This is a genomic window from Streptomyces sp. M41 (assembly GCF_043673425.1).
In the GTDB taxonomy this organism is placed as follows: Bacteria; Actinomycetota; Actinomycetes; order Streptomycetales; family Streptomycetaceae; genus Streptomyces.
The window spans coordinates 202116-227036 of sequence record NZ_JBIMKE010000003.1 but is presented as its reverse complement, the minus strand read 5'-3'; the positions used below and the strand labels follow the sequence as shown (position 1 = coordinate 227036).

The following is a 24921-nucleotide window of genomic DNA, read 5'->3' as shown; positions in this document are numbered from 1 at the left end:
ACCGCTAGCGGGAGCTGAGGGAGTAGGCGGTGACCTCCAGCGCGGTGTCGACGACCTCGTAGCCGGGGGCCTGCCAGGTGGCGTGGGCGGCCGGCTTCGAGGGGGTCTGCTCGACCGGCCTCAGCTGTTCGTCGGTCTCGTGCATGGCGGAACGTCCTTTCTGTCAGGGGGAGTTGACACTTGGGGCACCGGCGGCCGAGGGCTACTTGATGGGGACGCGGAGGATTCTGTCCTTGCCGTAGCCCAGGTCGCTGGTGCCGACCCACAGCTCGTCGGCGCCGGGGACCTTGGCGATGGCGCGCAGTCGGCCGTAGGTGCCGGGGTAGTAGGCGGTCTTCGTGCCGACGCGCTCGTGGGTGCCGTCGATCGGGACGCGCCACAGCCGCTGGCCGCGCAGCGAGGACACGTACAGGACGTTGCGCACGACGGCGAGCTGTGCGGGGACGCCCTTCTCCGGGCTGAAGGTGGCCTTGGGGTCGGTCATGCCCTTGCGGGCGCAGGTGCCCTCGCAGTCGGGCCAGCCGTAGTTGGCGCCCCGCTTGATCAGGTTGAGCTCGTCGTGCGTCTGCTGCCCGATCTCCACCGACCAGAGCCGGCCCTTGCGGTCCCAGGCCAGGCCCTGCGGATTGCGGTGGCCGTAGCTGTAGACGCGGTTGCGGAAGGGGTTGCCGGGAGCCGGCTTCCCGGTCTTGGTGATCCGCAGGATCTTGCCGTTGAGGGACTTCTTGTCCTGCGCGAGCTTCGGCTGGAGGGCCTCGCCGGTCGAGACGTACAGGTAGCCGTCCGGGCCGAAGGCGATCCGGCCGCCGTTGTGGTCGCCGCCGCGTCGGATTCCCGTGAGGATCGGGGTGTACGCGCCGAGCGAGCTGCCGTCGAAGTCCATCCGGACGACGCGGGTTTCGTCCTTCGTGGTGTGCATGAAGAACACCCGCTTGTCCTTCCTGCCGTCCCACGTCGGCGACGCAGCGACGCCCAGCAGTCCGCCGGCGCCCTCGTCGTACGGTTCCGGGACGGTGTACGGCACCTCGCCGACCCACTTCTTGGCGCCGTCCCGGTCCAGGCGGTAGACCTGGTAGGACAGTCGCTCGGTCACCAGGGCGGTCCTGCCGTTCGGCAGGAAGGAGATGCCCCAGGGGGTGTGCCAGCCCTTCGACAGCGTCTTGACGCCGGCCGGTGCGCCACCGTCGGCGGCAGCCGGGGCGGCGGTCACCGGCTGGGTCAGAGCCGTCGCCAGCAGCGCGACGGTGGTGGCGGTGGCGGTGGCCAGCGAGGCTCTGCCGAACCGGGAGGAAAGCCGCATCGAGCGGCGTATGTGGGTCATGTGGATGTCCTTCGTCGTTGCTCGATCCGGCGGCGCGGTGGCGTCAGCCGACGGTCACACGGAGGATCCGGTCGCCGTCCGCCTGCCTCGCGGTGCCCAGCCACAGCTCGTTCCTGCCGGGGACCTTCGTGAGGGCCCGCAGCGCGTAGCCCGAGAAGACCTTGGTCTTCGCGCTGTCGCCCGTACCCTGGAGAGCGGCGGCGACCGGGACGCGCCAGAGCTGGTAGCCGCGCAGCGACGACACATAGAGGTCGTCGCCGACGACGGCGATCTGCGCCGGGGCGGTGGTGTGGTTCCAGGTGGCCCTGGGGCTGGTCATGCCCTTGACTGCGCAGGTGCCCTCGCAGGTGGGCCAGCCGTAGTTGGCGCCCCGCTCGATCAGGTTGAGCTCGTCCTTGGCTTCCTGCCCGATCTCCACCGACCAGAGCCGGCCCTTGCGGTCCCAGGCCAGGCCCTGCGGATTGCGGTGGCCGTAGCTGTAGACGTGGTTGCCGAAGGGGTTGCCCGGAGCCGGCTTCCCGCTCCTGGTGATCCGCAGGATCTTCCCGTTGAGCGAGTTCTTGTCCTGCGCGAGCCGGGCGTGCGTGGCCTCGCCGGTCGCGACGTAGAGGTACTTGTCCGGGCCGAAGGCGATCTTGCCGCCGTGATGGTTCGAGCCCCGCTTGAGCCCCCCGAGGACGACGGTGTAGCCGCTGAGCGATCTGCCGTCGAAGTTCATCCGCACCACCCGGCTCCCGGACGCCGTGGTGTGCATGAAGAAGACGTGCTTGTCCTTCCTGCCGTCCCAGGTCGGAGAGGGCGCCACCCCCAGCAGCCCGCCCTTGGCCTGGTCACCGGGCTGGAAGACGGCCACCTTCGGCACCTTGCCGACGAGGGTCCGGGTGCCGTCGGTGCGCAGGCGGTAGACCCGGGCGGTCTCGTTCTCGGTCACCAGGGCCGAGCGTCCGCCCGGCAGGAAGGAGATGGCCCAGGGATTGGACCAGCCCGAGGAGAACCCGGCTACGTCGACGGCGGCTCGCTCGGCAACTCCCTTGCCCAGAGCGGTGGTTGACGGCACCGCTCCGGCCAGCAGGGCAGCCGCAGCGGTGAGCGAGGTTATGCAGAACCGGGATGAATACCGCACCCAGCGGCCCGAATGTGCCATGCCGACACCTTTCTTCATTCCTCCCAGCAATCTTTGCGAGGCGTGATCGGCATGCCACCCGGGGTGAGCCACGAGAGTGAGCGCCCCCGTCAGCGCGAGAGCCGTCCCGGAACAGCGAAAGGGCCCGTACGACCGAAGTCGTACGGGCCCCTTCAGGAGCTCGCGCTGGAGCTACCAGGTCAAGTCAACAAGCTCACTTGTTGATCTTGGTGACCTGGCCGGCGCCGACCGTCCGGCCACCCTCACGGATGGCGAACTTCAGGCCCTCTTCCATGGCGACGGGCTGGATGAGCTCCACCTTCATCTCGGTGTTGTCACCCGGCATGACCATCTCGGTGCCCTCGGGGAGGGTCACGACGCCGGTCACGTCCGTCGTACGGAAGTAGAACTGCGGACGGTAGTTGTTGAAGAACGGCGTGTGGCGGCCACCCTCGTCCTTGGACAGGATGTAGGCCTGCGCCTCGAACTCGGTGTGCGGGGTGACCGAGCCCGGCTTGATGATGACCTGGCCGCGCTCGACGTCCTCGCGCTTGATGCCGCGGAGGAGCAGACCGACGTTCTCACCGGCCTGGCCCTCGTCGAGCAGCTTGCGGAACATCTCGATGCCGGTGACCGTGGTGGTGGTCTTCTCCTGCTTGATGCCCACGATGTCGACGGTCTCGTTGACCTTGAGGACACCACGCTCGATACGACCGGTGACGACGGTGCCACGACCGGTGATCGTGAAGACGTCCTCGATCGGCATCAGGAACGGCTTGTCGACGTCACGCTCGGGCTGCGGGATGTTCTCGTCCACGGCCTTCATCAGCTCGAGGACGGAGTTGCCCCACTCCTTGTCGCCCTCGAGGGCCTTGAGCGCCGAGACCTTGACGACCGGCAGGTCGTCGCCCGGGAACTCGTACTCGGAGAGCAGCTCGCGGACCTCGAGCTCGACGAGCTCCAGGATCTCCTCGTCGTCCACCATGTCGGCCTTGTTCAGGGCGACGACGATGTACGGAACGCCGACCTGGCGGGCCAGGAGCACGTGCTCCTTGGTCTGCGGCATCGGGCCGTCGGTGGCGGCGACCACGAGGATGGCGCCGTCCATCTGGGCAGCACCGGTGATCATGTTCTTGATGTAGTCCGCGTGACCGGGGCAGTCGACGTGGGCGTAGTGACGCGTCTCGGTCTGGTACTCGACGTGCGCGATGGAGATGGTGATACCGCGCTGGCGCTCCTCAGGAGCCTTGTCGATCTGGTCGAACGCCGAGGCCTCGTTCAGGTCCGGGTACGCGTCGTGCAGCACCTTGGTAATGGCGGCCGTGAGGGTCGTCTTACCGTGGTCGATGTGACCGATGGTGCCGATGTTGACGTGCGGCTTAGTCCGCTCGAACTTCGCCTTCGCCACTGGGGTCCTCCTGTGGAGTGGTTCTGAACGCCTTGCTTCATCGGCGCCAGGTGATCTTTGCTGGAAAGCCCGGGCCCCGGGGCATTCCGACCGCTATTGCGGTGGAATGCCCCCTGAGGCTCCGGAGTCAAGCCTAAAGCGTGTGAACGCGGTGCGTTACTCGCCCTTGGCCTTCGCGATGATCTCCTCGGCGACGTTCCGCGGAACCTCGGCGTAGGAGTCGAACTGCATGGAGTAGCTCGCACGGCCGGACGTCTTGCTGCGCAGGTCGCCGACGTAGCCGAACATCTCCGAGAGGGGCACGAGACCCTTCACGACGCGGGCACCGGCCCGCTCCTCCATGGCCTGAATCTGGCCACGGCGGGAGTTGATGTCGCCGATGACCTCACCCATGTAGTCCTCGGGCGTGGTGACCTCGACGGCCATCATCGGCTCGAGCAGCACGGGGCTGGCCTTGCGCGCGGCCTCCTTGAAGGCCTGCGAACCGGCGATCTTGAAGGCGAGCTCGGAGGAGTCGACCTCGTGGTAGCCACCGTCGATCAGCGTGACGCGCACGCCGGTCATCTCGTAGCCCGCGAGGATGCCGAACTGCATGGCCTCCTGCGCACCGGCGTCGACCGAAGGGATGTACTCCTTCGGGATACGACCACCGGTCACCTTGTTCACGAACTCGTACGAGGCGTCGCCGCCCTCGATCGGCTCGATCGCGATCTGCACCTTGGCGAACTGGCCGGTACCACCAGTCTGCTTCTTGTGCGTGTAGTCGACGCGCTCGACGGCCTTGCGGATCGTCTCGCGGTAAGCGACCTGCGGCTTGCCGACGTTGGCCTCGACCTTGAACTCACGGCGCATACGGTCGACCAGCACCTCGAGGTGCAGCTCGCCCATACCACCGATGATGGTCTGGCCGGTCTCCTCGTCCGAGTGGACCTGGAAGGAGGGGTCCTCCTCCGCGAGACGCTGGATGGCGACACCCAGCTTCTCCTGGTCACCCTTGGACTTGGGCTCGATGGCGACCTGGATGACCGGCGCCGGGAAGTCCATGGACTCCAGGATCACCGGCTGCTTGTCGTCGCACAGCGTCTCACCGGTCGTGGTCTGCTTCAGACCCATCACGGCGATGATGTCGCCGGCGCCCACCGACTCGATCTCCTCACGCTTGTTCGCGTGCATGCGGTAGATCTTGCCGATGCGCTCCTTCTTGCCCTTGACGGAGTTCAGCACCGAGGTGCCGGACTCCAGGCGGCCCGAGTAGACCCGGACGAAGGTGAGCTTGCCGAGGTGCGGGTCGCTCATGATCTTGAAGGCGAGCGCGGACAGCGGCTCGTCCTCGGACGGCTTGCGCTTGACGACCGTCTCCGGGTCCTTGACGTCGTGGCCCTCGATGGCCTCGACGTCCAGGGGGGTGGGGAGGTAGCGCACGACCGCGTCGAGCAGGGGCTGGACGCCCTTGTTCTTGAACGCGGTGCCACAGAACACCGGGGTGACCGTGGTGTCGCTGGACTTGCCGGACGCGATGGTGATGCGACGGATCGCGGCGTACAGCTGCTCCTCGGTGGGCTCCTGGCCCTCCAGGTACAGCTCCATGATCTCTTCGTCGTTCTCGGCGACGCCCTCGATCAGCTTGCCGCGGTACTCCTCGGCAGCCTCGGTGTGCGTGGCCGGGATGTCGACGACGTCGTACATCTCGCCCTTGGCGGCCTCGGCGGACCACACGAGCGCCTTCATGCGGACCAGGTCCACAACGCCCTTGAAGTCGGCCTCGGCGCCGATCGGAAGCTGCATGACCAGCGGCTGCGCACCGAGGCGGTCCGAGATCATGTCGACGCAGCGGTGGAACTCCGCGCCGGTCCGGTCGAGCTTGTTGACGAAGCAGATACGCGGAACGCCGTAGCGGTCCGCCTGACGCCACACCGTCTCGGACTGCGGCTCAACGCCGGCGACGCCGTCGAACACCGTCACGGCACCGTCGAGCACGCGCAGGGAACGCTCCACCTCGACGGTGAAGTCGACGTGGCCCGGGGTGTCGATGATGTTGATGGTGTGGTCGACGTCGTCCAGCGGCCAGTGACAGGTGGTGGCAGCAGAGGTGATCGTGATGCCACGCTCCTGCTCCTGCTCCATCCAGTCCATGGTGGCAGCGCCGTCGTGGACCTCACCGATCTTGTAAGACACACCGGTGTAGAACAGGATCCGCTCGGTGGTGGTCGTCTTGCCCGCGTCGATGTGGGCCATGATCCCGATGTTGCGGACCTTGGCCAGGTCAAGTGAAGTGGTAGCCATAAGGCTTCAGTCTTCTCTCGGTCTCGATGTGGGTAGCGACTACCAGCGGTAGTGCGCGAAGGCCTTGTTGGACTCGGCCATCTTGTGCGTGTCCTCGCGCTTCTTGACGGCCGCACCGAGGCCGTTCGAAGCGTCGAGAAGCTCGTTGAGCAGACGCTCGGTCATGGTCTTCTCGCGACGGGCGCGGGAGTAGCCGACGAGCCAGCGCAGCGCGAGCGTGTTGGCACGACCGGGCTTGACCTCGATCGGAACCTGGTACGTCGCACCACCGACACGGCGGGACTTGACCTCGAGGGTCGGCTTGATGTTCTCCAGCGCGCGCTTCAGCGTGATGATCGGGTCGTTGCCCGTCTTCTCACGCAGACCCTCCATGGCGCCGTAGACGATGCGCTCGGCGGTGGAACGCTTGCCGTTCAGCAGCACCTTGTTGATGAGCGACGTGACCAGAGGAGAACCGTAGACCGGGTCGATGATGACCGGGCGCTTCGGGGCGGGGCCCTTACGAGGCATTCTTACTTCTCCTTCTTGGCGCCGTAGCGGGAACGGGCCTGCTTGCGGTTCTTGACACCCTGGGTGTCGAGGGAGCCACGGATGATCTTGTAGCGAACACCCGGCAGGTCCTTCACACGGCCGCCGCGCACGAGCACGATGGAGTGCTCCTGCAGGTTGTGTCCCTCACCCGGAATGTAAGCGGTGACCTCGATCCCGCTGGTCAGACGCACACGCGCGACCTTACGCAGGGCCGAGTTCGGCTTCTTCGGGGTGGTCGTGAACACACGCGTGCAGACGCCACGACGCTGAGGGGAACCCTCGAGTGCGGGCGTCTTGTTCTTCTCGACCTTGTCCTGCCGGCCCTTACGGACCAGCTGCTGGATCGTAGGCACTACTTCTCCGGTTTCTGTGTGCCGAATGGTGAAGCTAACCTGGAACGTCGCCGACCCACGCGGTCGGGTGTGTCGAATCCGGCGGACTCCCGCCGCGAGGCGAAAAGAGCACAGATTGCGGTGGCCGCTCACAGCTCGTTATGCGGTTGAAGGCACGCACGAGAGCCAGGGCACACCCCAGGCACAAGGTCTGAGCGTACCTACCTCATTCGCTGCGGTCAAAACAAATGGGCCCTGCCCGCATCGCCCTGCGCCCGATGTCAAGACCGCACGGCGATTTCGATCTTCGAATCCCCGATCGGACCACCGGGGGCTGCCAAGGCGCACGGGACTCATGGCACTCACGCGGACGCCGCGGCGGCCACGATCATCAGGGCCAGCAGAATCGCCCAGCCCGCCGTCGACAGCCACCCCAGTACGAGCCCGGTCAGGGCGAGCGTGTCGCCGGTCTCCCCGGAGCGGCGTATCTCGGAGCGGGCCGCGTGGCCCAGGACCACGGCCGGAATGCCGGTCAGCCCGAAGCTCACCAGGCACAGCACCCCGCAGACCGCCGACCCGACGGCCTTGCTGTTCGTGGGCGGGCGGGGCGACGCCAGGAACGTGCGCGGCACGGGGGTGACGGCCGCAGGCTGCGGCATCGGCCCCAAGGGCAGGTCAGCGACGAGCAGGGCCAGCTCCCCCACCGTACGAGCCGCGTAGGCCCGCGCCACCCGCTGCTCGAACTCGGGCTTCTCCAGCCGCCCTTCGCCGTACCCCGCTCTGAGCACATCCACGGCACGCTCACGGTCGGCATGCGAGGCCAGCATCGATGGGGCACCGGGACCGGCCCACCGCTGCGGGACACCACCGCCCTGCCCCGGCTGCGGCACACCGCTCCCCTGCCATGACTGCCAGGGCTGCCACGGCTGCCACGACGGCTGCGTCATGGAGCACCTCCCCCGTACTGGTCGGAGTCCTTCCATGATGCGCCGAACCGCCCTTCCCGGCATCGGGGTCGGCCCGGAGAAAACCCGGAGACCGGCCCGGCGCGTCCCGGGGACGCCGAAGGGCGGCCACCCCGAAAGGTGACCGCCCTCGACTGCGCCTGGGTTCAGGCTGCCCGCTTACTGGTTGTACGGACCGTAGTCGTAGTCCTCCAGCGGAACGGCCTGGCCGGAGCCGGTGCCGAACGGCGAGTAGTCGATGTCGTCGTAGCCGACGGCCGAGTACATCGCGGCCTTGGCCTCCTCGGTCGGCTCGACCCGGATGTTGCGGTAGCGGGACAGACCCGTACCGGCCGGGATGAGCTTACCGATGATGACGTTCTCCTTGAGGCCGATGAGCGAGTCGGACTTGGCGTTGATCGCCGCGTCCGTGAGGACTCGCGTCGTCTCCTGGAAGGACGCCGCCGACAGCCAGGACTCCGTGGCCAGCGAGGCCTTGGTGATACCCATGAGCTGCGGACGACCGGAGGCCGGGTGACCGCCCTCCTGCACCACACGACGGTTCTCGGTCTCGAACTTCGAGCGCTCGACCAGCTCGCCGGGCAGCAGCTCGGCGTCGCCGGACTCGATGATCGTCACACGGCGGAGCATCTGCCGGATGATGATCTCGATGTGCTTGTCGTGGATCGACACACCCTGCGAGTTGTAGACCTTCTGGACCTCGCCGACCAGGTGGACCTGGACGGCACGCTGGCCCAGGATGCGCAGCACGTCGTGCGGGTTGGTGGCACCCACGGTGAGCTTCTGGCCCACCTCGACGTGCTCGCCCTCGCTGACCAGGAGTCGGGCACGCTTCGAGATCGGGTACGCCGTCTCGTCGCTGCCGTCGTCCGGGGTGACGACGATCTTCTTGGTCTTCTCGGTCTCCTCGATCCGCACGCGGCCGGTGGCCTCGGAGATCGGGGCGACACCCTTCGGGGTACGGGCCTCGAAGAGCTCGACGACACGCGGCAGACCCTGGGTGATGTCGTCACCGGCCACACCACCGGTGTGGAAGGTACGCATCGTCAGCTGGGTACCGGGCTCACCGATGGACTGGGCGGCGATGATGCCGACCGCCTCACCGATGTCGACCAGCTTGCCGGTGGCCAGCGAGCGGCCGTAGCACATGGCGCAGGTGCCGACGTGCGACTCGCAGGTCAGGATCGAGCGGGTCTTGACCTCCTCGACGCCGTGGTGCACCAGCTGGTCGATGAGCACGTCGCCCAGGTCCACGTTGGCCGGCGCGATCACCTTGCCGTCGATGACGACGTCCTCGGCGAGCATGCGGGCGTAGACGCTGGTCTCGACGTCCTCGGCCTTGCGCAGCACACCCGCGGCGTCGCGGTGGGCGATCTTCAGCTTCAGACCGCGCTCGGTGCCGCAGTCCTCCTCGCGGATGATCACGTCCTGCGAGACGTCCACCAGACGTCGGGTCAGGTAACCCGAGTCGGCGGTACGCAGGGCGGTGTCCGCCAGACCCTTACGGGCACCGTGCGTGGAGATGAAGTACTCCAGCACGGACAGGCCCTCACGGAAGGACGCCTTGATCGGACGCGGGATCGTCTCGTTCTTCGCGTTCGACACCAGACCACGCATACCGGCAATCTGACGCATCTGCATCATGTTGCCTCGTGCACCCGAGTTCACCATCATGAAGATCGGGTTGGTCTTCGGGAAGTTGTCGTTCATCGCCTCGGCGACCTCGTTGGTCGCCTTGGTCCAGATCGCGATGAGCTCCTGCGTGCGCTCGTCCTTGGTGATCAGACCGCGCTCGTACTGCTTCTGGACCTTCTCGTCCTGCGCCTCGTAGCCGCGGACGATCTCCTTCTTCGCCTCGGGAACGACGACGTCGGAGATGGCGACGGTGACGCCGGAACGGGTGGCCCAGTAGAAGCCGGCCGCCTTCAGGTTGTCGAGCGTCGCCGCCACGATGACCTTCGGGTAGCGCTCGGCGAGGTCGTTGACGATCTCGGAGAGCTGCTTCTTGCCGACCTCGTAGTCGACGAACGGGTAGTCCTCGGGCAGCAGCTCGTTGAAGAGCGCGCGGCCCAGGGTCGTCCGCAGCCGGAACGAGTCACCCTGCTGCCACTCCGGCTCGCCCTCCTCCTGCGCCGGCGGGGTCCAGCCACGGGGCGGGATGGTGCCGACCGGGAAGCGCACGTCGATCTTCGACTGGAGCGACAGCTCGCCCGCGTCGAACGCCATGATCGCCTCGGCCACGGACGAGAAGCCGCGGTCCTGGCCCTTGACGTCACGCATCTCGCCGTCGGTGGTGAGGAAGAACAGACCGAGGACCATGTCCTGGGTCGGCATCGTCACCGGACGGCCGTCGGCGGGCTTGAGGATGTTGTTCGAGGACAGCATCAGGATGCGGGCCTCGGCCTGCGCCTCCGCGGACAGCGGCAGGTGCACGGCCATCTGGTCACCGTCGAAGTCCGCGTTGAACGCGGTGCACACGAGCGGGTGGATCTGGATGGCCTTGCCCTCGACCAGCTGCGGCTCGAAGGCCTGGATGCCGAGGCGGTGCAGGGTGGGAGCACGGTTCAGCAGAACCGGGTGCTCGGCGATGACCTCTTCGAGGACGTCGTACACGACCGTGCGGCCGCGCTCCACCATGCGCTTGGCGCTCTTGATGTTCTGCGCGTGGTTCAGGTCGACCAGGCGCTTCATCACGAACGGCTTGAAGAGCTCCAGCGCCATCGCCTTGGGCAGACCGCACTGGTGCAGCTTCAGCTGCGGACCGACGACGATCACGGAACGCGCGGAGTAGTCCACACGCTTACCGAGCAGGTTCTGACGGAATCGACCCTGCTTACCCTTCAGCATGTCGCTGAGGGACTTCAGCGGACGGTTACCGGGACCGGTGACCGGGCGACCACGGCGGCCGTTGTCGAACAGCGCGTCGACGGCCTCCTGGAGCATGCGCTTCTCGTTGTTCACGATGATCTCGGGCGCACCGAGGTCGAGAAGGCGCTTCAGTCGGTTGTTCCGGTTGATCACACGGCGGTACAGGTCGTTCAGGTCGGAGGTCGCGAAGCGGCCACCGTCCAGCTGCACCATCGGGCGAAGGTCCGGCGGGATGACCGGCACGCAGTCCAGCACCATGCCCTTGGGGCTGTTGCTGGTCTGCAGGAACGCGGAGACGACCTTCAGGCGCTTGAGCGCACGGGTCTTCTTCTGGCCCTTGCCGGTGCGGATGATCTCGCGGAGCTTCTCGGCCTCCTCGTCGAGGTCGAAGGACTCCAGGCGCTTCTGCAGCGCCGCGGCACCCATCGAGCCGTCGAAGTACGTGCCGAAGCGGTCACGCAGCTCGCGGTAGAGGAGCTCGTCGCCCTCCAGGTCCTGGACCTTGAGGTTCTTGAAGCGAGTCCAGACCTCGTCGAGACGGTCGATCTCGCGCTGCGCACGGTCACGCAGCTGCTTCATCTCGCGCTCGGCACCCTCGCGCACCTTGCGGCGCACGTCGGCCTTGGCGCCCTCGGCCTCCAGCTCGGCCAGGTCGGTCTCGAGCTTCTTGGCGCGGGCCTCGAGGTCGGCGTCCCGGCGGTTCTCGACCTGCTGACGCTCGACGGAGACGTGCGCCTCCAGGGAGGGCAGGTCGCGGGTACGGCGCTCCTCGTCGACGTACGTGATCATGTACGCCGCGAAGTAGATGACCTTCTCGAGGTCCTTGGGAGCCAGGTCGAGCAGGTAGCCCAGCCGGCTCGGGACACCCTTGAAGTACCAGATGTGCGTGACGGGAGCGGCCAGCTCGATGTGGCCCATCCGCTCACGGCGCACCTTGGCGCGGGTCACCTCGACGCCGCAGCGCTCACAGATGATGCCCTTGAAGCGGACGCGCTTGTACTTGCCGCAGTAGCACTCCCAGTCCCGGGTCGGACCGAAGATCTTCTCGCAGAAGAGTCCGTCCTTTTCGGGCTTCAGGGTGCGGTAGTTGATGGTCTCGGGCTTCTTGACCTCGCCGTGGCTCCACTGACGGATGTCGTCCGCGGTGGCCAGGCCGATCCGGAGCTCGTCGAAGAAGTTGACGTCGAGCACTATGCGTCAATCCCTCTCAGGGTCGTGAGTCTTTGGTCTGAAACGGGGGCCTGGGGGTCGGCGGGGCCCTCAAGGGTGAGGGCCCCGCCGGACTCCCGTCAGACCTCTTCGACGCTGCTCGGCTCGCGCCGGGACAGGTCGATGCCGAGCTCCTCCGCAGCGCGGAAGACGTCCTCGTCGGTGTCACGCATCTCGATGGACATACCGTCGCTGGACAGCACCTCCACGTTCAGGCAGAGCGACTGCATCTCCTTGATGAGCACCTTGAAGGACTCGGGGATGCCGGGCTCGGGGATGTTCTCGCCCTTGACGATGGCCTCGTAGACCTTCACGCGGCCGGTGACGTCGTCGGACTTGATGGTCAGCAGCTCCTGGAGGGCGTACGCGGCGCCGTAAGCCTCCAGCGCCCACACCTCCATCTCACCGAAGCGCTGGCCACCGAACTGGGCCTTACCACCCAGCGGCTGCTGGGTGATCATGCTGTACGGGCCGGTCGAACGGGCGTGCAGCTTGTCGTCGACCAGGTGGTGCAGCTTGAGGATGTACATGTAGCCGACCGAGATCGGCTCCGGGAACGGCTCACCCGAGCGGCCGTCGAACAGCGGGGCCTTACCGGTCGGGAGCACCATGCGCTCGCCGTCGCGGTTCGGGATCGTGTGCTCGAGCAGACCGGCGAGCTCGTCCTCGCGCGCACCGTCGAAGACGGGGGTCGCGACGTTCGTGCCCGGCTGGACGGCGTCGGCGCCGATCGCCTGGAGGCGCTGCGCCCACTCGTCCGCGAGGCCGGAGACGTCCCAGCCGCGGCTGGCGAGCCAGCCGAGGTGGATCTCCAGGACCTGTCCCGGGTTCATTCGGGACGGCACACCCAGCGGGTTGAGGATGATGTCGACCGGGGTCCCGTCCTCGAGGAACGGCATGTCCTCGATGGGCAGGATCTTGGAGATGACGCCCTTGTTGCCGTGACGGCCGGCGAGCTTGTCACCGTCGGTGATCTTGCGCTTCTGCGCGACGTAGACGCGCACCAGCTGGTTCACACCGGGGGGAAGCTCGTCGCCCTCCTCGCGGTCGAAGACGCGGACGCCGATGACCTTGCCGGTCTCGCCGTGCGGCACCTTCAGCGAGGTGTCACGGACCTCACGGGCCTTCTCACCGAAGATCGCGCGCAGCAGGCGCTCCTCCGGCGTCAGCTCGGTCTCACCCTTGGGGGTCACCTTGCCGACGAGGATGTCACCGGCGATGACCTCGGCACCGATGCGGATGATGCCGCGCTCGTCGAGGTCGGCGAGGACCTCCTCGGAGACGTTCGGGATGTCCCGGGTGATCTCCTCGGGGCCGAGCTTGGTGTCACGGGCGTCGACCTCGTGCTCCTCGATGTGGATCGAGGAGAGGACGTCGTCCTGCACGAGGCGCTGCGACAGGATGATCGCGTCCTCGTAGTTGTGACCCTCCCACGGCATGAACGCCACGAGCAGGTTCTTGCCGAGCGCCATCTCGCCGTTCTGGGTGGCCGGACCGTCGGCGAGGACCTGGCCCTCGATGATCCGGTCGCCCTCGTGGACGATGACCTTCTGGTTGACCGAGGTGCCCTGGTTGGAGCGGGCGAACTTGGCCAGGCGGTACGTGATGTACGTGCCGTCGTCGTTGGCGGTGGTGATGTAGTCCGCGGAGACCTCCTGGACCACACCCGCCTTCTCGGCCTTGACCACGTCGCCGGCGTCGACGGCGGAGCGGTACTCCATGCCGGTGCCGACGAGCGGCGACTCCGCCTTGATGAGCGGAACGGCCTGACGCATCATGTTCGCGCCCATGAGGGCGCGGTTGGCGTCGTCGTGCTCGAGGAACGGGATCATGGCGGTCGCGACCGACACCATCTGGCGCGGCGAGACGTCCATGTAGTCGACGTCCTCGCCGCCGACGTAGTCGACCTCGCCGCCACGACGGCGGACGAGCACACGGGCCTCTTCGAAGCGGAGGTCGTTCGTCAGCGGCGCGTTGGCCTGCGCGATGACGAAGCGGTCCTCTTCGTCGGCGGTCAGGTAGTCGACCTCGTCGGTGACCTGGCCGTCGATGACCTTGCGGTACGGGGTCTCGACGAAACCGAACGCGTTGACCCGGCCGTACGAGGCGAGCGAGCCGATCAGACCGATGTTCGGGCCTTCAGGCGTCTCGATCGGGCACATGCGGCCGTAGTGCGACGGGTGAACGTCACGGACCTCGAAGCCGGCCCGCTCGCGGGACAGACCACCCGGGCCGAGCGCGGACAGACGACGCTTGTGCGTCAGCCCGGACAGCGGGTTGTTCTGGTCCATGAACTGCGACAGCTGGCTGGTGCCGAAGAACTCCTTGATGGAGGCGACGACCGGCCGGATGTTGATCAGGGTCTGCGGCGTGATCGCCTCGACGTCCTGGGTCGTCATGCGCTCGCGCACGACGCGCTCCATACGAGCCAGACCCGTGCGGACCTGGTTCTGGATGAGCTCGCCGACGCTGCGCAGACGACGGTTGCCGAAGTGGTCGATGTCGTCGGTCTCGACAACGATCGTCTGACCGCCCTCGGCGACCGTCTCGGTCTCGCCCGCGTGCAGCTTGACCAGGTACTTGATCGTCGAGATGACGTCCTCGACGGTCAGGACGCCCGCGTCGAGCGGAGCGTCCGCACCCAGCTTCTTGTTGACCTTGTAGCGGCCGACCTTGGCGAGGTCGTAGCGCTTGGGGTTGAAGTACAGGTTCTCCAGCAGCGTCTGCGCGGCCTCACGCGTGGGGGGCTCGCCCGGACGCAGCTTGCGGTAGATGTCGAGCAGCGCGTCGTCCTGGCCCTGGGTGTGGTCCTTCTCCAGGGTGGCGCGCATCGACTCGTACTCGCCGAACTCCTCGAGGATCTGCTCGGTCGTCCAGCCGAGCGCCTTGAGCAGTACGGTGACGGACTGCTTGCGCTTGCGGTCGATGCGCACGCCGACCATGTCGCGCTTGTCGATCTCCATCTCCAGCCAGGCACCCCGGGACGGGATGATCTTGGCGGAGAAGATGTCCTTGTCGGACGTCTTGTCGATCGAGCTGTCGAAGTAGACACCAGGCGAACGGACCAGCTGCGACACCACGACACGCTCGGTGCCGTTGATGACGAAGGTGCCCTTGTTGGTCATGAGCGGGAAGTCGCCCATGAAGACCGTCTGGGACTTGATCTCGCCGGTCTCGTTGTTCGTGAACTCGGCCGTGACGAAGAGCGGAGCCGCGTACGTGAAGTCGCGCTCCTTGCACTCGTCGATGCTGTTCTTCGGGGGCTCGAAACGGTGGTCGCGGAACGTCAGCGACATCGACCCGGAGAAGTCCTCGATCGGAGAGATCTCCTCGAAGATCTCCTCGAGGCCGGACTTGGTGGGGACGTCCTGACCGGACTCCAGAGCCGCCTCGACCCGACTCTGCCAGGCGGTGTTGCCGAGCAGCCAGTCGAAGCTCTCGGTCTGCAGCGCGAGCAGGTTCGGAACCTCGAGGGGCTCCTTGATCTTTGCAAAAGAGATGCGCAGCGGGGCGGTGCTTGCGCCGTTGTTCGTATTCGCGGTCGAGGCAGTGCGCGAGGCGGCCAAGAGGGGGTCCTTCCGAGGGCTCGGACTCACTACGCGCGTACCGGCCCCTCACCCGCGCACAGAGACAGGCTTCCCTGATTTGGCTGTTCGGCCAGGTCGGGGATGTTCCGATCGTCATGCTGAGGCGAGGGCAGACCCCTGGTGACGGGCAGGGGACAGCTAACAGGCAGCGCAAAGGGTCAGTGTAGCCACTTGGCACACTGATGTCCAGTCCCGGTTTTCAGAGACCCTCGTTGTTCTCAACGCCTGCGCCATGCCGTCCTTCAACGCACGTTGATACTGCCCTCTTCGCCGTCGATCCATGCCTCGGATTCGGATCCTTGTGACGACGCGTCCTGAGAATTGCGCGCTGCGTGCGGTTCGTCAAGGCCCCCACACCCGAACCCCGGGCCGACCAGGGACACGACGAAGATCACCATACCCCTCGCCGATGCGGGTGCAAGGCAACCGCGGTCGCGCCCCCGGAACGCCGAAGAGCGACCACCCGAATGGATGATCGCTCTTCGGTGCGTTCGCGTTACAGCCCTACGGGGCTGTCACAGGCGTTCGCGAAGGTCTTACTTGACCTCGACGGAGGCGCCGGCGCCCTCGAGGGACTCCTTGGCCTTGTCCGCGGCCTCCTTGTTGACCTTCTCCAGAACCGGCTTCGGCGCACCGTCGACCAGGTCCTTGGCCTCCTTCAGGCCGAGGGAGGTCAGCTCGCGCACGACCTTGATGACCTGGATCTTCTTGTCGCCGGCACCGGTGAGGATGACGTCGAACTCGTCCTTCTCCTCAGCCTGCTCGGCGCCGCCACCGGCACCACCGGCGGGGGCGGCGACGGCCACGGCCGCGGCGGCGGCGGTGACGTCGAACTTCTCCTCGAACGCCTTCACGAACTCGGAGAGCTGGATCAGGGTCATGTTCTCGAACTCGGCGAGCAGTTCGTCCTGGGTGAGAGCCACGATGGCTTTCCTTCCACTAAATCGGCAGGTGCCGGATGTACATGTATGGCGGGCGTACGTTGGCCCGCTACGACCTCCGCCTCAGGCGGCGGCGGTCATCGTGCGAGCCGAATTACTCGGCACCGCCCTGCTCGTCCTGCTTGGCACGAAGCGCGTCCACGGTGCGGACGAGCTTCGACGGGAGCGCCTGGAAGACCTGAGCAGCCTGCGTCTGCTTGCCCTTCAGAGCGCCCGCCAGCTTGGCGAGCAGAACCTCGCGGGACTCAAGGTCCGCAAGCTTCTTGATCTCGTCGGCGGACAGCGCCTTGCCGTCAAGGACACCGCCCTTGATGACGAGATTCGGGTTGTCCTTGGCGAAGTCACGGAGACCCTTCGCCGACTCCACCGGGTCACCGGTGACGAAGGCGACAGCCGTCGGACCGTTGAACAGGTCGTCCAGCGTCGAGATCCCGGCCTCGTTGGCCGCAATCTTGGTCAGCGTGTTCTTCACCACGGCGTACTGGGCGTTCTCACCGAGCGAACGACGCAGCGTCTTGAGCTGCGCCACGGTGAGACCGCGGTACTCGGTCAGCACGGCAGCGCTGGAGTTGCGGAACTGCTCCGTCAACTCCGCCACTGCGGCAGCCTTGTCGGGCCTCGCCATAGAGCCTCGGCCTCCTTCCGGGTGATTCTGACCGCGCGGACCCGAAGGAGGACTGGGGAAAACGAAACGCCCCGGCGCAGGCGCACGGGGCGGACTCGACCGAGTGCACGCACGGGACGTACATGCTTCGGGAGTTCTTCCACAGTCACCTGCGCGGGTCGCCCGCATTTCAGCGGATCCTTCGGCCACCGCACCCTCTAGTGAGCGCACGGCAACGACCAGCGGTCTTGGGCTTCTGTAGGAGAGTACGGGACGCCATCACCGTGAGGCAAATCGGCCCTTACGGTGCTCAGCCCCTGTTCTTCTCGAGGGGCTTGCGCACGTCGGCGGTGTCGGCGGCGCGCGGTGCCCGGACGGTCACCGGGTTGCCCTGGTCGAGGAAGGTGCAGGTGAGGTCCAGCTCGCCATGGCGGCCGAAGCCCTGGGTGCGGAGCTGCTTGACGCGGTCGTCGCCGTCGACCCACACATCGAGGGTGAGCTCGTCCACGCCCTGCTTCTCGTACTGGCGGAGGCTGTTCGCCTGTCCTTGCCGGACGGCCTTGTCCGCCACGTCGTCGAGCGAGGCGCGAAGCTCGTCGACGGTGACCGTGCCCGAGTAGTGCGTGGTGCCGGTGCCGCCGACCGTCTCGGCGCCGATCCGCTCGACGTCCTCGGCTGCGGCCAGGAAGGCGGCTTCCCGGGCCGGGTTGCGGCTCACCTGGTCGCGCAGTCCGGCCACATCCATGCGCAGCCCTCCCGCGGTGGTGAGCTCGGTGGCCGGGCCGTAGCTGATCCAGTGCCGGCCGCCCATCTCCTCGACCATGTCGTCGGGCGCGCTCGCGTACAGCACGCCGCCGACCAGGCGCAGTTCGGTCTCCCCCCGCTCCTCGCCGCCCAGGTTGACCGTCTTCAGCAGACCCGCGGCCGGCTCCTCACGGGCAGCCCCCTCGTCCGCGATCTTCCCTCGCTGAGGCATCCGGCCGGTCACCCGGTATCGCACGGACGTGACGGCCTCGGCCTTCTCCGCGGCCCGTGCGACGGCCTCGGCGGCCGGCGAGTCCACGGGCCGCCCCGCGTCCGCGCCGGTCCCGCAGCCGGCGAGCAGGAGCGCCGCGAGGGCGGCACCGGCCGCCCGACGGGGCATGGAGACAGGCACAGCGGCGCGTACGGGACGCTTCATCGATTCCCCCCAAGGAACACATGGCTGATGCGTCGTCGGCGCACAGCAAGATCGGGAGCGTATCCCAGGAGGCCGGGGCGGTCCTCGGAACAGAGCGGTCCGACGCGGCTCGCTCGGCACGATCGGCTCGTCGGCGCCCTCAGGGGGTGGTCCCGAGTCCCTCGCGTATCTTCAGCAGCTCCTTGAAGTCCGCGGTGTCCGCCGCCGGAGGCTCCTCGGCCGTGGCCCGCACGCCGTAGTCGCTGTAGTAGGCGGTCTGGGTCAGGCTTCCGGTCGCCGTGCGGCCCTTCTCGACCTTCTTGACCAGCAGGTTCCGGTCATCGACCCATATCTGGACGGTATGGGTCGCGGCGCCCTCGCCCTGCACCGTGCCCGAGTAGTGCGTGGTGCGGGTGCCGCGCACCGCCTCCTCGCCGACCTTCCGTACGTCCGTGGAGGTCAGCAGCAGCTTCACCGCTGTGTGCGGCGCGGAGCCGCGCATCTGTTCCGCCAGGTCCGCTCCGGAGCTCCCGGCGAAGTGCTTCAGATCGGCGTAGACGTACTTGATCCAGTGCTTGCCGTCGGCCTTCTCGGCGAACGCGTCCCCCATGCGCGCGTAGTAGGCGTCCGGGAGATAGCGGGCCTCCATCGACGTGGTGCCCAGACGGCGCATCGCCTCTGCCGTCGTGCCGCCGGTGTACGTGATCCTCAGGGTGCCGGTGAGGCCGTCGCTCCAGGCCAGGGCGCCGTCGGACTTCATGGAGAGCGTGGAGCCCATGGTGGTCGTGGACGTGACGTGGGCGGACTCGGCCCGGTCGGTGGACCGCTCGACGGTGCGCAGGGCGGCCGTCACCCCGGCCGAGGGGCGGGCGTCCTGTGTGGGCCGGTCGGAGGACGTGCAGGCGGTCAGGAACGCCGGCACGGCCGCAAGCGCGACCCAGAAGGCCGCCGACCGGCGCCCCTTGGTGCTCGTCATTCGTCCCCCCGGTGTGAATCCCGTGAATGCACGTTAACCCAACGCACTGACAAAGGGGCCGGAGAGCGGGAACGGGCCCCGCACCCGGGAAGGGTGCGGGGCCCGTCTACGAGCCTGGTGAGCCGATGGCTCAGACCGCGGCCGGGTCCTCCTCGACGAGGAGGTTGCGGGTGCGGTTGGAGTCGACCGGAATGCCGGGGCCCATCGTGGTGCTGATGGCGGCCTTCTTGATGTAGCGACCCTTGGCGGCGGACGGCTTCAGACGGAGGATCTCCTCCAGCGCGGCGCCGTAGTTCTCCACCAGCTTGGTGTCGTCGAAGGACACCTTGCCGATGATGAAGTGCAGGTTCGAGTGCTTGTCGACGCGGAACTCGATCTTGCCGCCCTTGATGTCGGTAACGGCCTTGGCCACGTCGGGGGTGACGGTGCCGGTCTTCGGGTTCGGCATCAGACCACGCGGACCGAGCACACGGCCGAGGCGGCCGACCTTGCCCATGAGGTCCGGGGTGGCGACGACGGCGTCGAAGTCCAGACGGCCCTTCGAGACCTCGTCGATCAGTTCATCGGCACCGACGATGTCGGCGCCCGCGGCACGCGCGGCCTCGGCACGGTCACCGGTCGCGAAGACCAGGACCCGGGCGGTCTTACCGGTGCCGTGCGGAAGGTTCACGGTGCCACGGACCATCTGGTCGGCCTTACGCGGGTCGACACCCAGACGGAAGGCGACCTCGACGGTGCCGTCGAACTTGGTCGCGGACGTCTCCTTGGCGAGACGGACGGCCTCGAGCGGGGCGTAGAGCTTCTCCCGGTCGACCTTGGCGTCCGCAGCGCGGAGAGTCTTGCTGCGCTTGCTCACTACTGCTCCTGGGTTTTCTTAGGAGTTGTGGTCCGGGCCGAGCAGGCCCTGCCACTCACTGCTTGGGGGAGGTGGGATCAGCCCTCGACCGTGATGCCCATGGAACGGGCGGTGCCGGCGATGATCTTCGCAGCGGCGTCCAGGTCGTTGGCGTTGAGGTCGGGCATCTTGGTGGTGGCGATCTCGCGGACCTGCGCCTCGGTGATCTTGGCGACCTTGGTCTTGTGCGGCTCGCCGGAGCCCTTCTCCACGCCCGCGGCCTTGAGGATCATCTTGGCGGCCGGCGGCGTCTTGGTGATGAAGGTGAAGGAACGGTCCTCGTAGACCGTGATCTCCACCGGGATGACCCAACCGCGCTGCGACTCGGTCGCGGCGTTGTAGGCCTTGCAGAACTCCATGATGTTGACGCCGTGCTGACCCAGCGCGGGGCCGACCGGCGGAGCCGGGTTCGCGGCACCGGCCTGGATCTGGAGCTTGATCAGCCCCGTGACCTTCTTCTTCTTGGGAGGCATTGCTCTCCGGTTCCTCTCTTCGGGTCCTACCTGCTCCCAAATGGCTCTACTGGATGCAGGCATACCGCACAACGATAACGGGTATAGATGCGCGGCCAAAAACCGAGCAGGTCAGACAAGCTGTGACAGCTGGTCTGACCTGCTCGGAAGCTCTTCCTGAAGAAGCTAGTTCTTCTGGATCTGGTCGAAGCTCAGCTCGACCGGCGTCTCGCGACCGAAGATCTCGACGAGACCCTTGACCTTCTTCGAGTCGGCGTTGATCTCGTTGATGGTCGCCTGGAGCGTGGCGAACGGGCCGTCGGTGACCGTGACCGAGTCGCCGACCTCGAAGTCCAGCACCTGGACCTCGACCTTGCGCTGCGGAGCCGGCTTGCCCTCGGCCTCGGCGGCCTCGCGGGCGGCCTTCTCCTCGGCCTCCGGGGCGAGCATCTTGACGATCTCGTCCAGGGTCAGCGGGTACGGGTCGTAGGCGTTGCCCACGAAGCCGGTGACGCCAGGGGTGTTGCGGACGACGCCCCAGGACTCGTTCGTGAGGTCCATGCGGACCAGGACGTAGCCCGGCAGCTTGTTCTGCTTGATCGTCTTGCGGTCGCCGTTCTTGATCTGGACGACCTCTTCCTGCGGCACCTCGGCCTGGAAGATGTAGTCCTCGACGTTCAGCGAGACGGCGCGCTGCTCGAGGTTGGTCTTCACGCGGTTCTCATAACCGGCGTAGGTGTGGATGACGTACCACTCGCCGGGGAGGGTGCGGAGCTCCTCGCGAAGCGCGGCGATGGGGTCGACCGGCTCGGCCTCCTCCTCGTCGGCGGCCTCGACGGCCTCGGCCTCGGCGTCCGCCGAGGGCTCCTCTTCCACGTGGAGCGCGGCTTCCTCGGCCGGCTCGCCCACCTCGGCGTCGGCAGCCTCGACCTGGTCCAGGTCCTCGTCCGCGCCTTCGACGATGTCGAGCTCGTCTTCCACGGACTCGACACCCTGCCCGTGTGGCTCGATGGCGTCGTTCACGTTCTGGTCAGACACGGTGGCTGCTTCTTCCTGGATACATAGGGGTGGAACATGCGAAAGGGGCGCCGGTAACCACGGCGCCCTTCGCTCTTGGCTCAGCCAAAGACGTACTTGGCCGCGTTGTCGAGCCCATAGTCAATCACGGTCACCAGGCCGATCATGATGACGACGAAGATGATCACCACAGTGGTGTACGTCGTCAGCTGGTTGCGCGTCGGCCAGACGACCTTGCGGAGCTCCGCGACGATCTGGCGGTAGAAGAGCGCGAGTCGCTTCAGCGGACCCTTCTTGGCGCGCTTGCCGCCCTTACGGGTCTTCTTCTTGGACTCCGGCGCCTCGTCCTGGGCATCAGGCATGTCGATGGAGCCCACGGCGTCCGTCACTCGTCCTCACCTGATTCCGGGTCGTGGCCGTGCCGCGCCCGGGTCTGAGCCGCACGGCGGTGCAGTGCTGTACGTACATGCGCACACATCCTGGCGATGGTGTGTGTAGCAGGGCCGGAGGGACTTGAACCCCCAACCGCCGGTTTTGGAGACCGGTGCTCTACCAATTGAGCTACGACCCTTTGCGTCTTCCCCAACGTACCGCATCCGACCGGATGCTCGGTGTGCACCTGGCGGCTGCGGGCTGCTGAAGGCCAACGAGGTGAGAGTGTACGTGGTCCCGGGCGCCTCGTCGAACAGAAAGTGGCCGCTGGGGGCTTGGATGGCGGAAGATCGCCCGGTGATCGACCGGGTGGCGGCGCAAGATCGCCCAGGCCGCGGGCCCGATCCGGACAGATGTTCAACTGATGTTCAGTCCGTGAAACCCCCGTGCCGCGCGCGTTTCCGGTCTGAAACCATGGGGGCCATGAGCGCTGCAACCCCTCCCACCGAGCGCCGGGTCTCCGCCCGAATCGGCGCGATCTCCGAGTCCGCCACCCTCGCCGTGGACGCCAAGGCCAAGGCCCTCAAGGCCGCCGGGCGTCCGGTGATCGGCTTCGGCGCCGGAGAGCCCGACTTCCCGACCCCGGACTACATCGTCGAGGCCGCCATCGAGGCCTGCAAGAACCCGAAGTTCCACCGCTACACGCCGGCCGGCGGTCTGCCGGAGCTGAAGGCCGCGATCGCCGCGAAGACGCTGCGCGACTCCGGCTACCAGCCCGACGTGTCGCAGATCCTGGTCACCAACGGTGGCAAGCAGGCCATCTACGAGGCCTTCGCCGCGATCCTCGACCCGGGCGACGAGGTCATCGTCCCCGCCCCCTACTGGACGACGTACCCGGAGTCGATCCGTCTCGCGGGCGGTGTCCCGGTCGAGGTCGTCGCCGACGAGACGACCGGTTACCGCGTCTCGGTGGAACAGCTGGAGGCGGCCCGTACGGAGCGGACGAAGGTCGTCCTGTTCGTCTCCCCGTCCAACCCCACCGGAGCGGTCTACACCGAGGCCGAGACCGAGGCGATCGGCCGCTGGGCCGTCGAGAACGGTCTGTGGGTGCTGACGGACGAGATCTACGAGCACCTGGTCTACGGCGACGCCGCCGCGGTCTCCCTGCCGGGCCTGTTCCCCGAGCTGCGGGACAAGTGCATCGTCGTCAACGGCGTGGCCAAGACGTACGCCATGACCGGCTGGCGGGTCGGCTGGGTCATCGGTCCGAAGGACGTGGTGAAGGCCGCGACCAACCTCCAGTCGCACGCGACGTCGAACGTCTCGAACGTCGCGCAGGTGGCCGCGATCGCCGCCGTCTCCGGTGAGCTGGACGCGGTCGCGAAGATGCGCGAGGCCTTCGACCGCCGCCGCAGGACGATCGTGCGGATGCTCAACGAGATCGACGGCGTGGTCTGCCCGGAGCCCGAGGGCGCCTTCTACGCCTACCCGTCGGTGAAGGCCCTGCTCGGCAAGGAGATCCGCGGCAAGCGCCCGCAGAGCAGCGTCGAGCTGGCCGAGCTGATCCTGGAGGAGGCCGAGGTCGCGGTCGTCCCGGGCGAGGCGTTCGGCACGCCGGGCTATCTGCGGCTGTCGTACGCGCTCGGTGACGAGGACCTCGTCGAGGGCGTGAGCCGGATCCAGAAGCTCCTGGCCGAGGCACGCGACTGACGCTTCCGCATCGACCCCGGGGCACATACCGAATTCGGTATGTGCCCCGTTTGTTTGTGCGAGCAAGACCACTAAAGGGGAAACCGCTACCGGGACCACGCGCACGTGCGGCAGGATCCTGGGATGGAGCGTGTACGTGATGTCTCTGAGCTGCCGAAAGCCCATCTGCACCTGCACTTCACCGGCTCGATGCGGCCGACGACCCTGCTGGAACTGGCCGACAAGTACGGCGTACGTCTGCCCGAGGCGCTGACCGACGCGCTGACCGGTGGGGAGCCGCCGAAGCTGCGGGCGACGGACGAGCGGGGGTGGTTCCGCTTCCAGCGTCTGTACGACGCCGCGCGCTCGTGCCTCCGGCAGCCGGAGGACATTCAGCGGCTGGTCAAGGAGGCCGCTGAGGAGGACCTCAGGGACGGCTCCGGCTGGCTGGAGATCCAGGTGGACCCGACGTCGTACGCGCCCAGGCTGGGCGGTCTGATCCCGGCGCTGGAGGTCATCCTGGACGCGGTGGACAGGGCCTCGCGGGACACGGGTCTCGGGATGCGCGTCCTGGTCGCCGCGAACCGTATGAAGCACCCGCTGGACGCCCGCACACTGGCGCGGCTCGCGGTGCGGTACGCCGACCGGGGCATCGTCGGCTTCGGGCTGTCCAACGACGAGCGCCGGGGCATGGCGAGGGACTTCGACCGTGCCTTCCACATCGCCCGCGAGGGCGGCCTGCTGTCGGCACCGCACGGCGGCGAGCTGACCGGCCCGTCCTCGGTCCGAGACTGCCTGGACGACCTGGACGCCAACCGGATCGGCCACGGGGTGCGGGCGGCGGAGGACCCACGGCTGCTGAAGCGGCTCGCCGACAGGGGCGTGACCTGCGAGGTGTGCCCTGCCTCGAACGTCGCCCTCGGCGTCTACGAGAAGCCCGAGGACGTCCCGCTGCGCACCCTGTACGACGCCGGCGTCCCGATGGCCCTCGGCGCCGACGACCCCCTGCTCTTCGGCTCCCGTCTCGCCGCCCAGTACGACTTCGCCCGCCGCCATCACGCCTTCACGGACGAGGAACTGGCGGAACTGGCCCGGCAGTCGGTGCGGGGTTCCGCGGCACCGGAGGAGGTGCGGAGGAAGCTGCTGGCAGGGGTGGACGACTGGCTGACCGCCTAGCGCGCCCACGGAG

20 protein-coding genes and 1 tRNA gene are annotated in these 24921 nt (G+C 67.3%); 2 read left to right on the top strand and 19 right to left on the bottom strand.

Translation table 11 applies throughout. The features are described 5' to 3' along the window. Positions 1-4: 4 nt before the first annotated feature. From pqqA to ACHBTE_RS05360, 19 genes are all read right to left on the bottom strand, one after another. Positions 5-145 carry a pyrroloquinoline quinone precursor peptide PqqA gene (pqqA, locus tag ACHBTE_RS05450; protein WP_394722230.1) on the bottom strand — a complete coding sequence of 47 codons (141 nt, stop codon included), beginning with the start codon at positions 143-145 and terminating at the stop codon, positions 5-7. A gap of 57 nt (positions 146-202) precedes the next feature. After that, positions 203-1321, bottom strand: coding sequence for a PQQ-dependent sugar dehydrogenase (locus ACHBTE_RS05445; RefSeq protein WP_394722229.1), 1119 nt, complete (start codon positions 1319-1321; stop codon positions 203-205). A 43-nt stretch (positions 1322-1364) separates the two neighbouring features. After that, positions 1365-2465 carry a PQQ-dependent sugar dehydrogenase gene (locus ACHBTE_RS05440; protein WP_394722228.1) on the bottom strand — a complete coding sequence of 367 codons (1101 nt, stop codon included), beginning with the start codon at positions 2463-2465 and terminating at the stop codon, positions 1365-1367. 193 nt (positions 2466-2658) lie between these two features. Beyond that, complete coding sequence (gene tuf, locus ACHBTE_RS05435; protein WP_030839706.1) at positions 2659-3852, bottom strand: elongation factor Tu; 1194 nt, start codon at positions 3850-3852, stop codon at positions 2659-2661. Positions 3853-4008: 156 nt separating this feature from the next. Continuing rightward, positions 4009-6135, bottom strand: coding sequence for an elongation factor G (gene fusA / locus ACHBTE_RS05430; protein ID WP_394722227.1), 2127 nt, complete (start codon positions 6133-6135; stop codon positions 4009-4011). Positions 6136-6174: 39 nt separating this feature from the next. Then, entirely contained in the window at positions 6175-6645 is a 471-nt protein-coding gene (gene rpsG, locus ACHBTE_RS05425; protein WP_003992340.1) for a 30S ribosomal protein S7, read from the bottom strand. A 2-nt stretch (positions 6646-6647) separates the two neighbouring features. Further along, positions 6648-7019 (bottom strand): 30S ribosomal protein S12, encoded by a 372-nt coding sequence (gene rpsL / locus ACHBTE_RS05420; protein ID WP_003948652.1) that lies wholly within the window; start codon positions 7017-7019, stop codon positions 6648-6650. 341 nt (positions 7020-7360) lie between these two features. Then, positions 7361-7945: a DUF1707 and DUF4190 domain-containing protein gene (locus tag ACHBTE_RS05415; RefSeq protein WP_394722226.1), complete on the bottom strand. Its 585-nt coding sequence runs from the start codon at positions 7943-7945 to the stop codon at positions 7361-7363. Between the two features lie 177 nt (positions 7946-8122). Next, on the bottom strand, positions 8123-12022 hold the full coding sequence (locus tag ACHBTE_RS05410; protein WP_394722225.1) for a DNA-directed RNA polymerase subunit beta': 3900 nt from the start codon (positions 12020-12022) through the stop codon (positions 8123-8125). 98 nt (positions 12023-12120) lie between these two features. After that, a complete protein-coding gene (gene rpoB / locus ACHBTE_RS05405) occupies positions 12121-15606 on the bottom strand; it encodes a DNA-directed RNA polymerase subunit beta (protein WP_394722224.1) in 3486 nt (1161 codons plus the stop codon). A gap of 557 nt (positions 15607-16163) precedes the next feature. Continuing rightward, on the bottom strand, positions 16164-16553 hold the full coding sequence (gene rplL, locus ACHBTE_RS05400) for a 50S ribosomal protein L7/L12 (protein ID WP_394722478.1): 390 nt from the start codon (positions 16551-16553) through the stop codon (positions 16164-16166). A gap of 109 nt (positions 16554-16662) precedes the next feature. Continuing rightward, entirely contained in the window at positions 16663-17193 is a 531-nt protein-coding gene (gene rplJ / locus ACHBTE_RS05395) for a 50S ribosomal protein L10 (RefSeq protein ID WP_055622549.1), read from the bottom strand. Positions 17194-17482: 289 nt separating this feature from the next. Beyond that, on the bottom strand, positions 17483-18316 hold the full coding sequence (locus tag ACHBTE_RS05390) for a hypothetical protein (protein ID WP_394722223.1): 834 nt from the start codon (positions 18314-18316) through the stop codon (positions 17483-17485). Between the two features lie 175 nt (positions 18317-18491). Then, on the bottom strand, positions 18492-19307 hold the full coding sequence (locus tag ACHBTE_RS05385) for a hypothetical protein (protein ID WP_394722222.1): 816 nt from the start codon (positions 19305-19307) through the stop codon (positions 18492-18494). A 130-nt stretch (positions 19308-19437) separates the two neighbouring features. Beyond that, a complete protein-coding gene (rplA, locus tag ACHBTE_RS05380; protein WP_394722221.1) occupies positions 19438-20163 on the bottom strand; it encodes a 50S ribosomal protein L1 in 726 nt (241 codons plus the stop codon). A 77-nt stretch (positions 20164-20240) separates the two neighbouring features. Further along, positions 20241-20675 carry a 50S ribosomal protein L11 gene (gene rplK, locus ACHBTE_RS05375; protein ID WP_028805116.1) on the bottom strand — a complete coding sequence of 145 codons (435 nt, stop codon included), beginning with the start codon at positions 20673-20675 and terminating at the stop codon, positions 20241-20243. Positions 20676-20840: 165 nt separating this feature from the next. Beyond that, positions 20841-21692 carry a transcription termination/antitermination protein NusG gene (gene nusG, locus ACHBTE_RS05370; protein ID WP_394722220.1) on the bottom strand — a complete coding sequence of 284 codons (852 nt, stop codon included), beginning with the start codon at positions 21690-21692 and terminating at the stop codon, positions 20841-20843. Positions 21693-21772: 80 nt separating this feature from the next. Continuing rightward, entirely contained in the window at positions 21773-22060 is a 288-nt protein-coding gene (gene secE / locus ACHBTE_RS05365; protein ID WP_003998859.1) for a preprotein translocase subunit SecE, read from the bottom strand. 109 nt (positions 22061-22169) lie between these two features. Continuing rightward, positions 22170-22242: transfer RNA gene (locus ACHBTE_RS05360), tRNA-Trp, on the bottom strand. 284 nt (positions 22243-22526) lie between these two features. Between ACHBTE_RS05360 and ACHBTE_RS05355 the strand changes: the two genes are divergently transcribed. Both ACHBTE_RS05355 and ACHBTE_RS05350 read left to right on the top strand, forming a co-directional pair. Beyond that, positions 22527-23753, top strand: coding sequence for a pyridoxal phosphate-dependent aminotransferase (locus ACHBTE_RS05355; RefSeq protein WP_394722219.1), 1227 nt, complete (start codon positions 22527-22529; stop codon positions 23751-23753). Positions 23754-23876: 123 nt separating this feature from the next. Further along, the gene (locus ACHBTE_RS05350; RefSeq protein ID WP_394722218.1) at positions 23877-24908 is read left to right on the top strand and encodes an adenosine deaminase; all 1032 of its coding nucleotides are present in this window, start codon (positions 23877-23879) and stop codon (positions 24906-24908) included. Positions 24909-24921: the final 13 nt, after the last annotated feature.

Coding starts and splice junctions, on each gene's coding strand:
- pqqA (WP_394722230.1), bottom strand. CDS start 145: ATGCACGAGACCGACGAACAGCTGAGGCCGGTCGAGCAGACCCCCTCG.
- ACHBTE_RS05445 (WP_394722229.1), bottom strand. CDS start 1,321: ATGACCCACATACGCCGCTCGATGCGGCTTTCCTCCCGGTTCGGCAGA.
- ACHBTE_RS05440 (WP_394722228.1), bottom strand. CDS start 2,465: ATGGCACATTCGGGCCGCTGGGTGCGGTATTCATCCCGGTTCTGCATA.
- fusA (WP_394722227.1), bottom strand. CDS start 6,135: ATGGCTACCACTTCACTTGACCTGGCCAAGGTCCGCAACATCGGGATC.
- rpsG (WP_003992340.1), bottom strand. CDS start 6,645: ATGCCTCGTAAGGGCCCCGCCCCGAAGCGCCCGGTCATCATCGACCCG.
- ACHBTE_RS05415 (WP_394722226.1), bottom strand. CDS start 7,945: ATGACGCAGCCGTCGTGGCAGCCGTGGCAGCCCTGGCAGTCATGGCAG.
- rplJ (WP_055622549.1), bottom strand. CDS start 17,193: ATGGCGAGGCCCGACAAGGCTGCCGCAGTGGCGGAGTTGACGGAGCAG.
- ACHBTE_RS05390 (WP_394722223.1), bottom strand. CDS start 18,316: ATGCCCCGTCGGGCGGCCGGTGCCGCCCTCGCGGCGCTCCTGCTCGCC.
- ACHBTE_RS05385 (WP_394722222.1), bottom strand. CDS start 19,307: ATGACGAGCACCAAGGGGCGCCGGTCGGCGGCCTTCTGGGTCGCGCTT.
- rplK (WP_028805116.1), bottom strand. CDS start 20,675: ATGCCTCCCAAGAAGAAGAAGGTCACGGGGCTGATCAAGCTCCAGATC.
- ACHBTE_RS05355 (WP_394722219.1), top strand. CDS start 22,527: ATGAGCGCTGCAACCCCTCCCACCGAGCGCCGGGTCTCCGCCCGAATC.
- ACHBTE_RS05350 (WP_394722218.1), top strand. CDS start 23,877: ATGGAGCGTGTACGTGATGTCTCTGAGCTGCCGAAAGCCCATCTGCAC.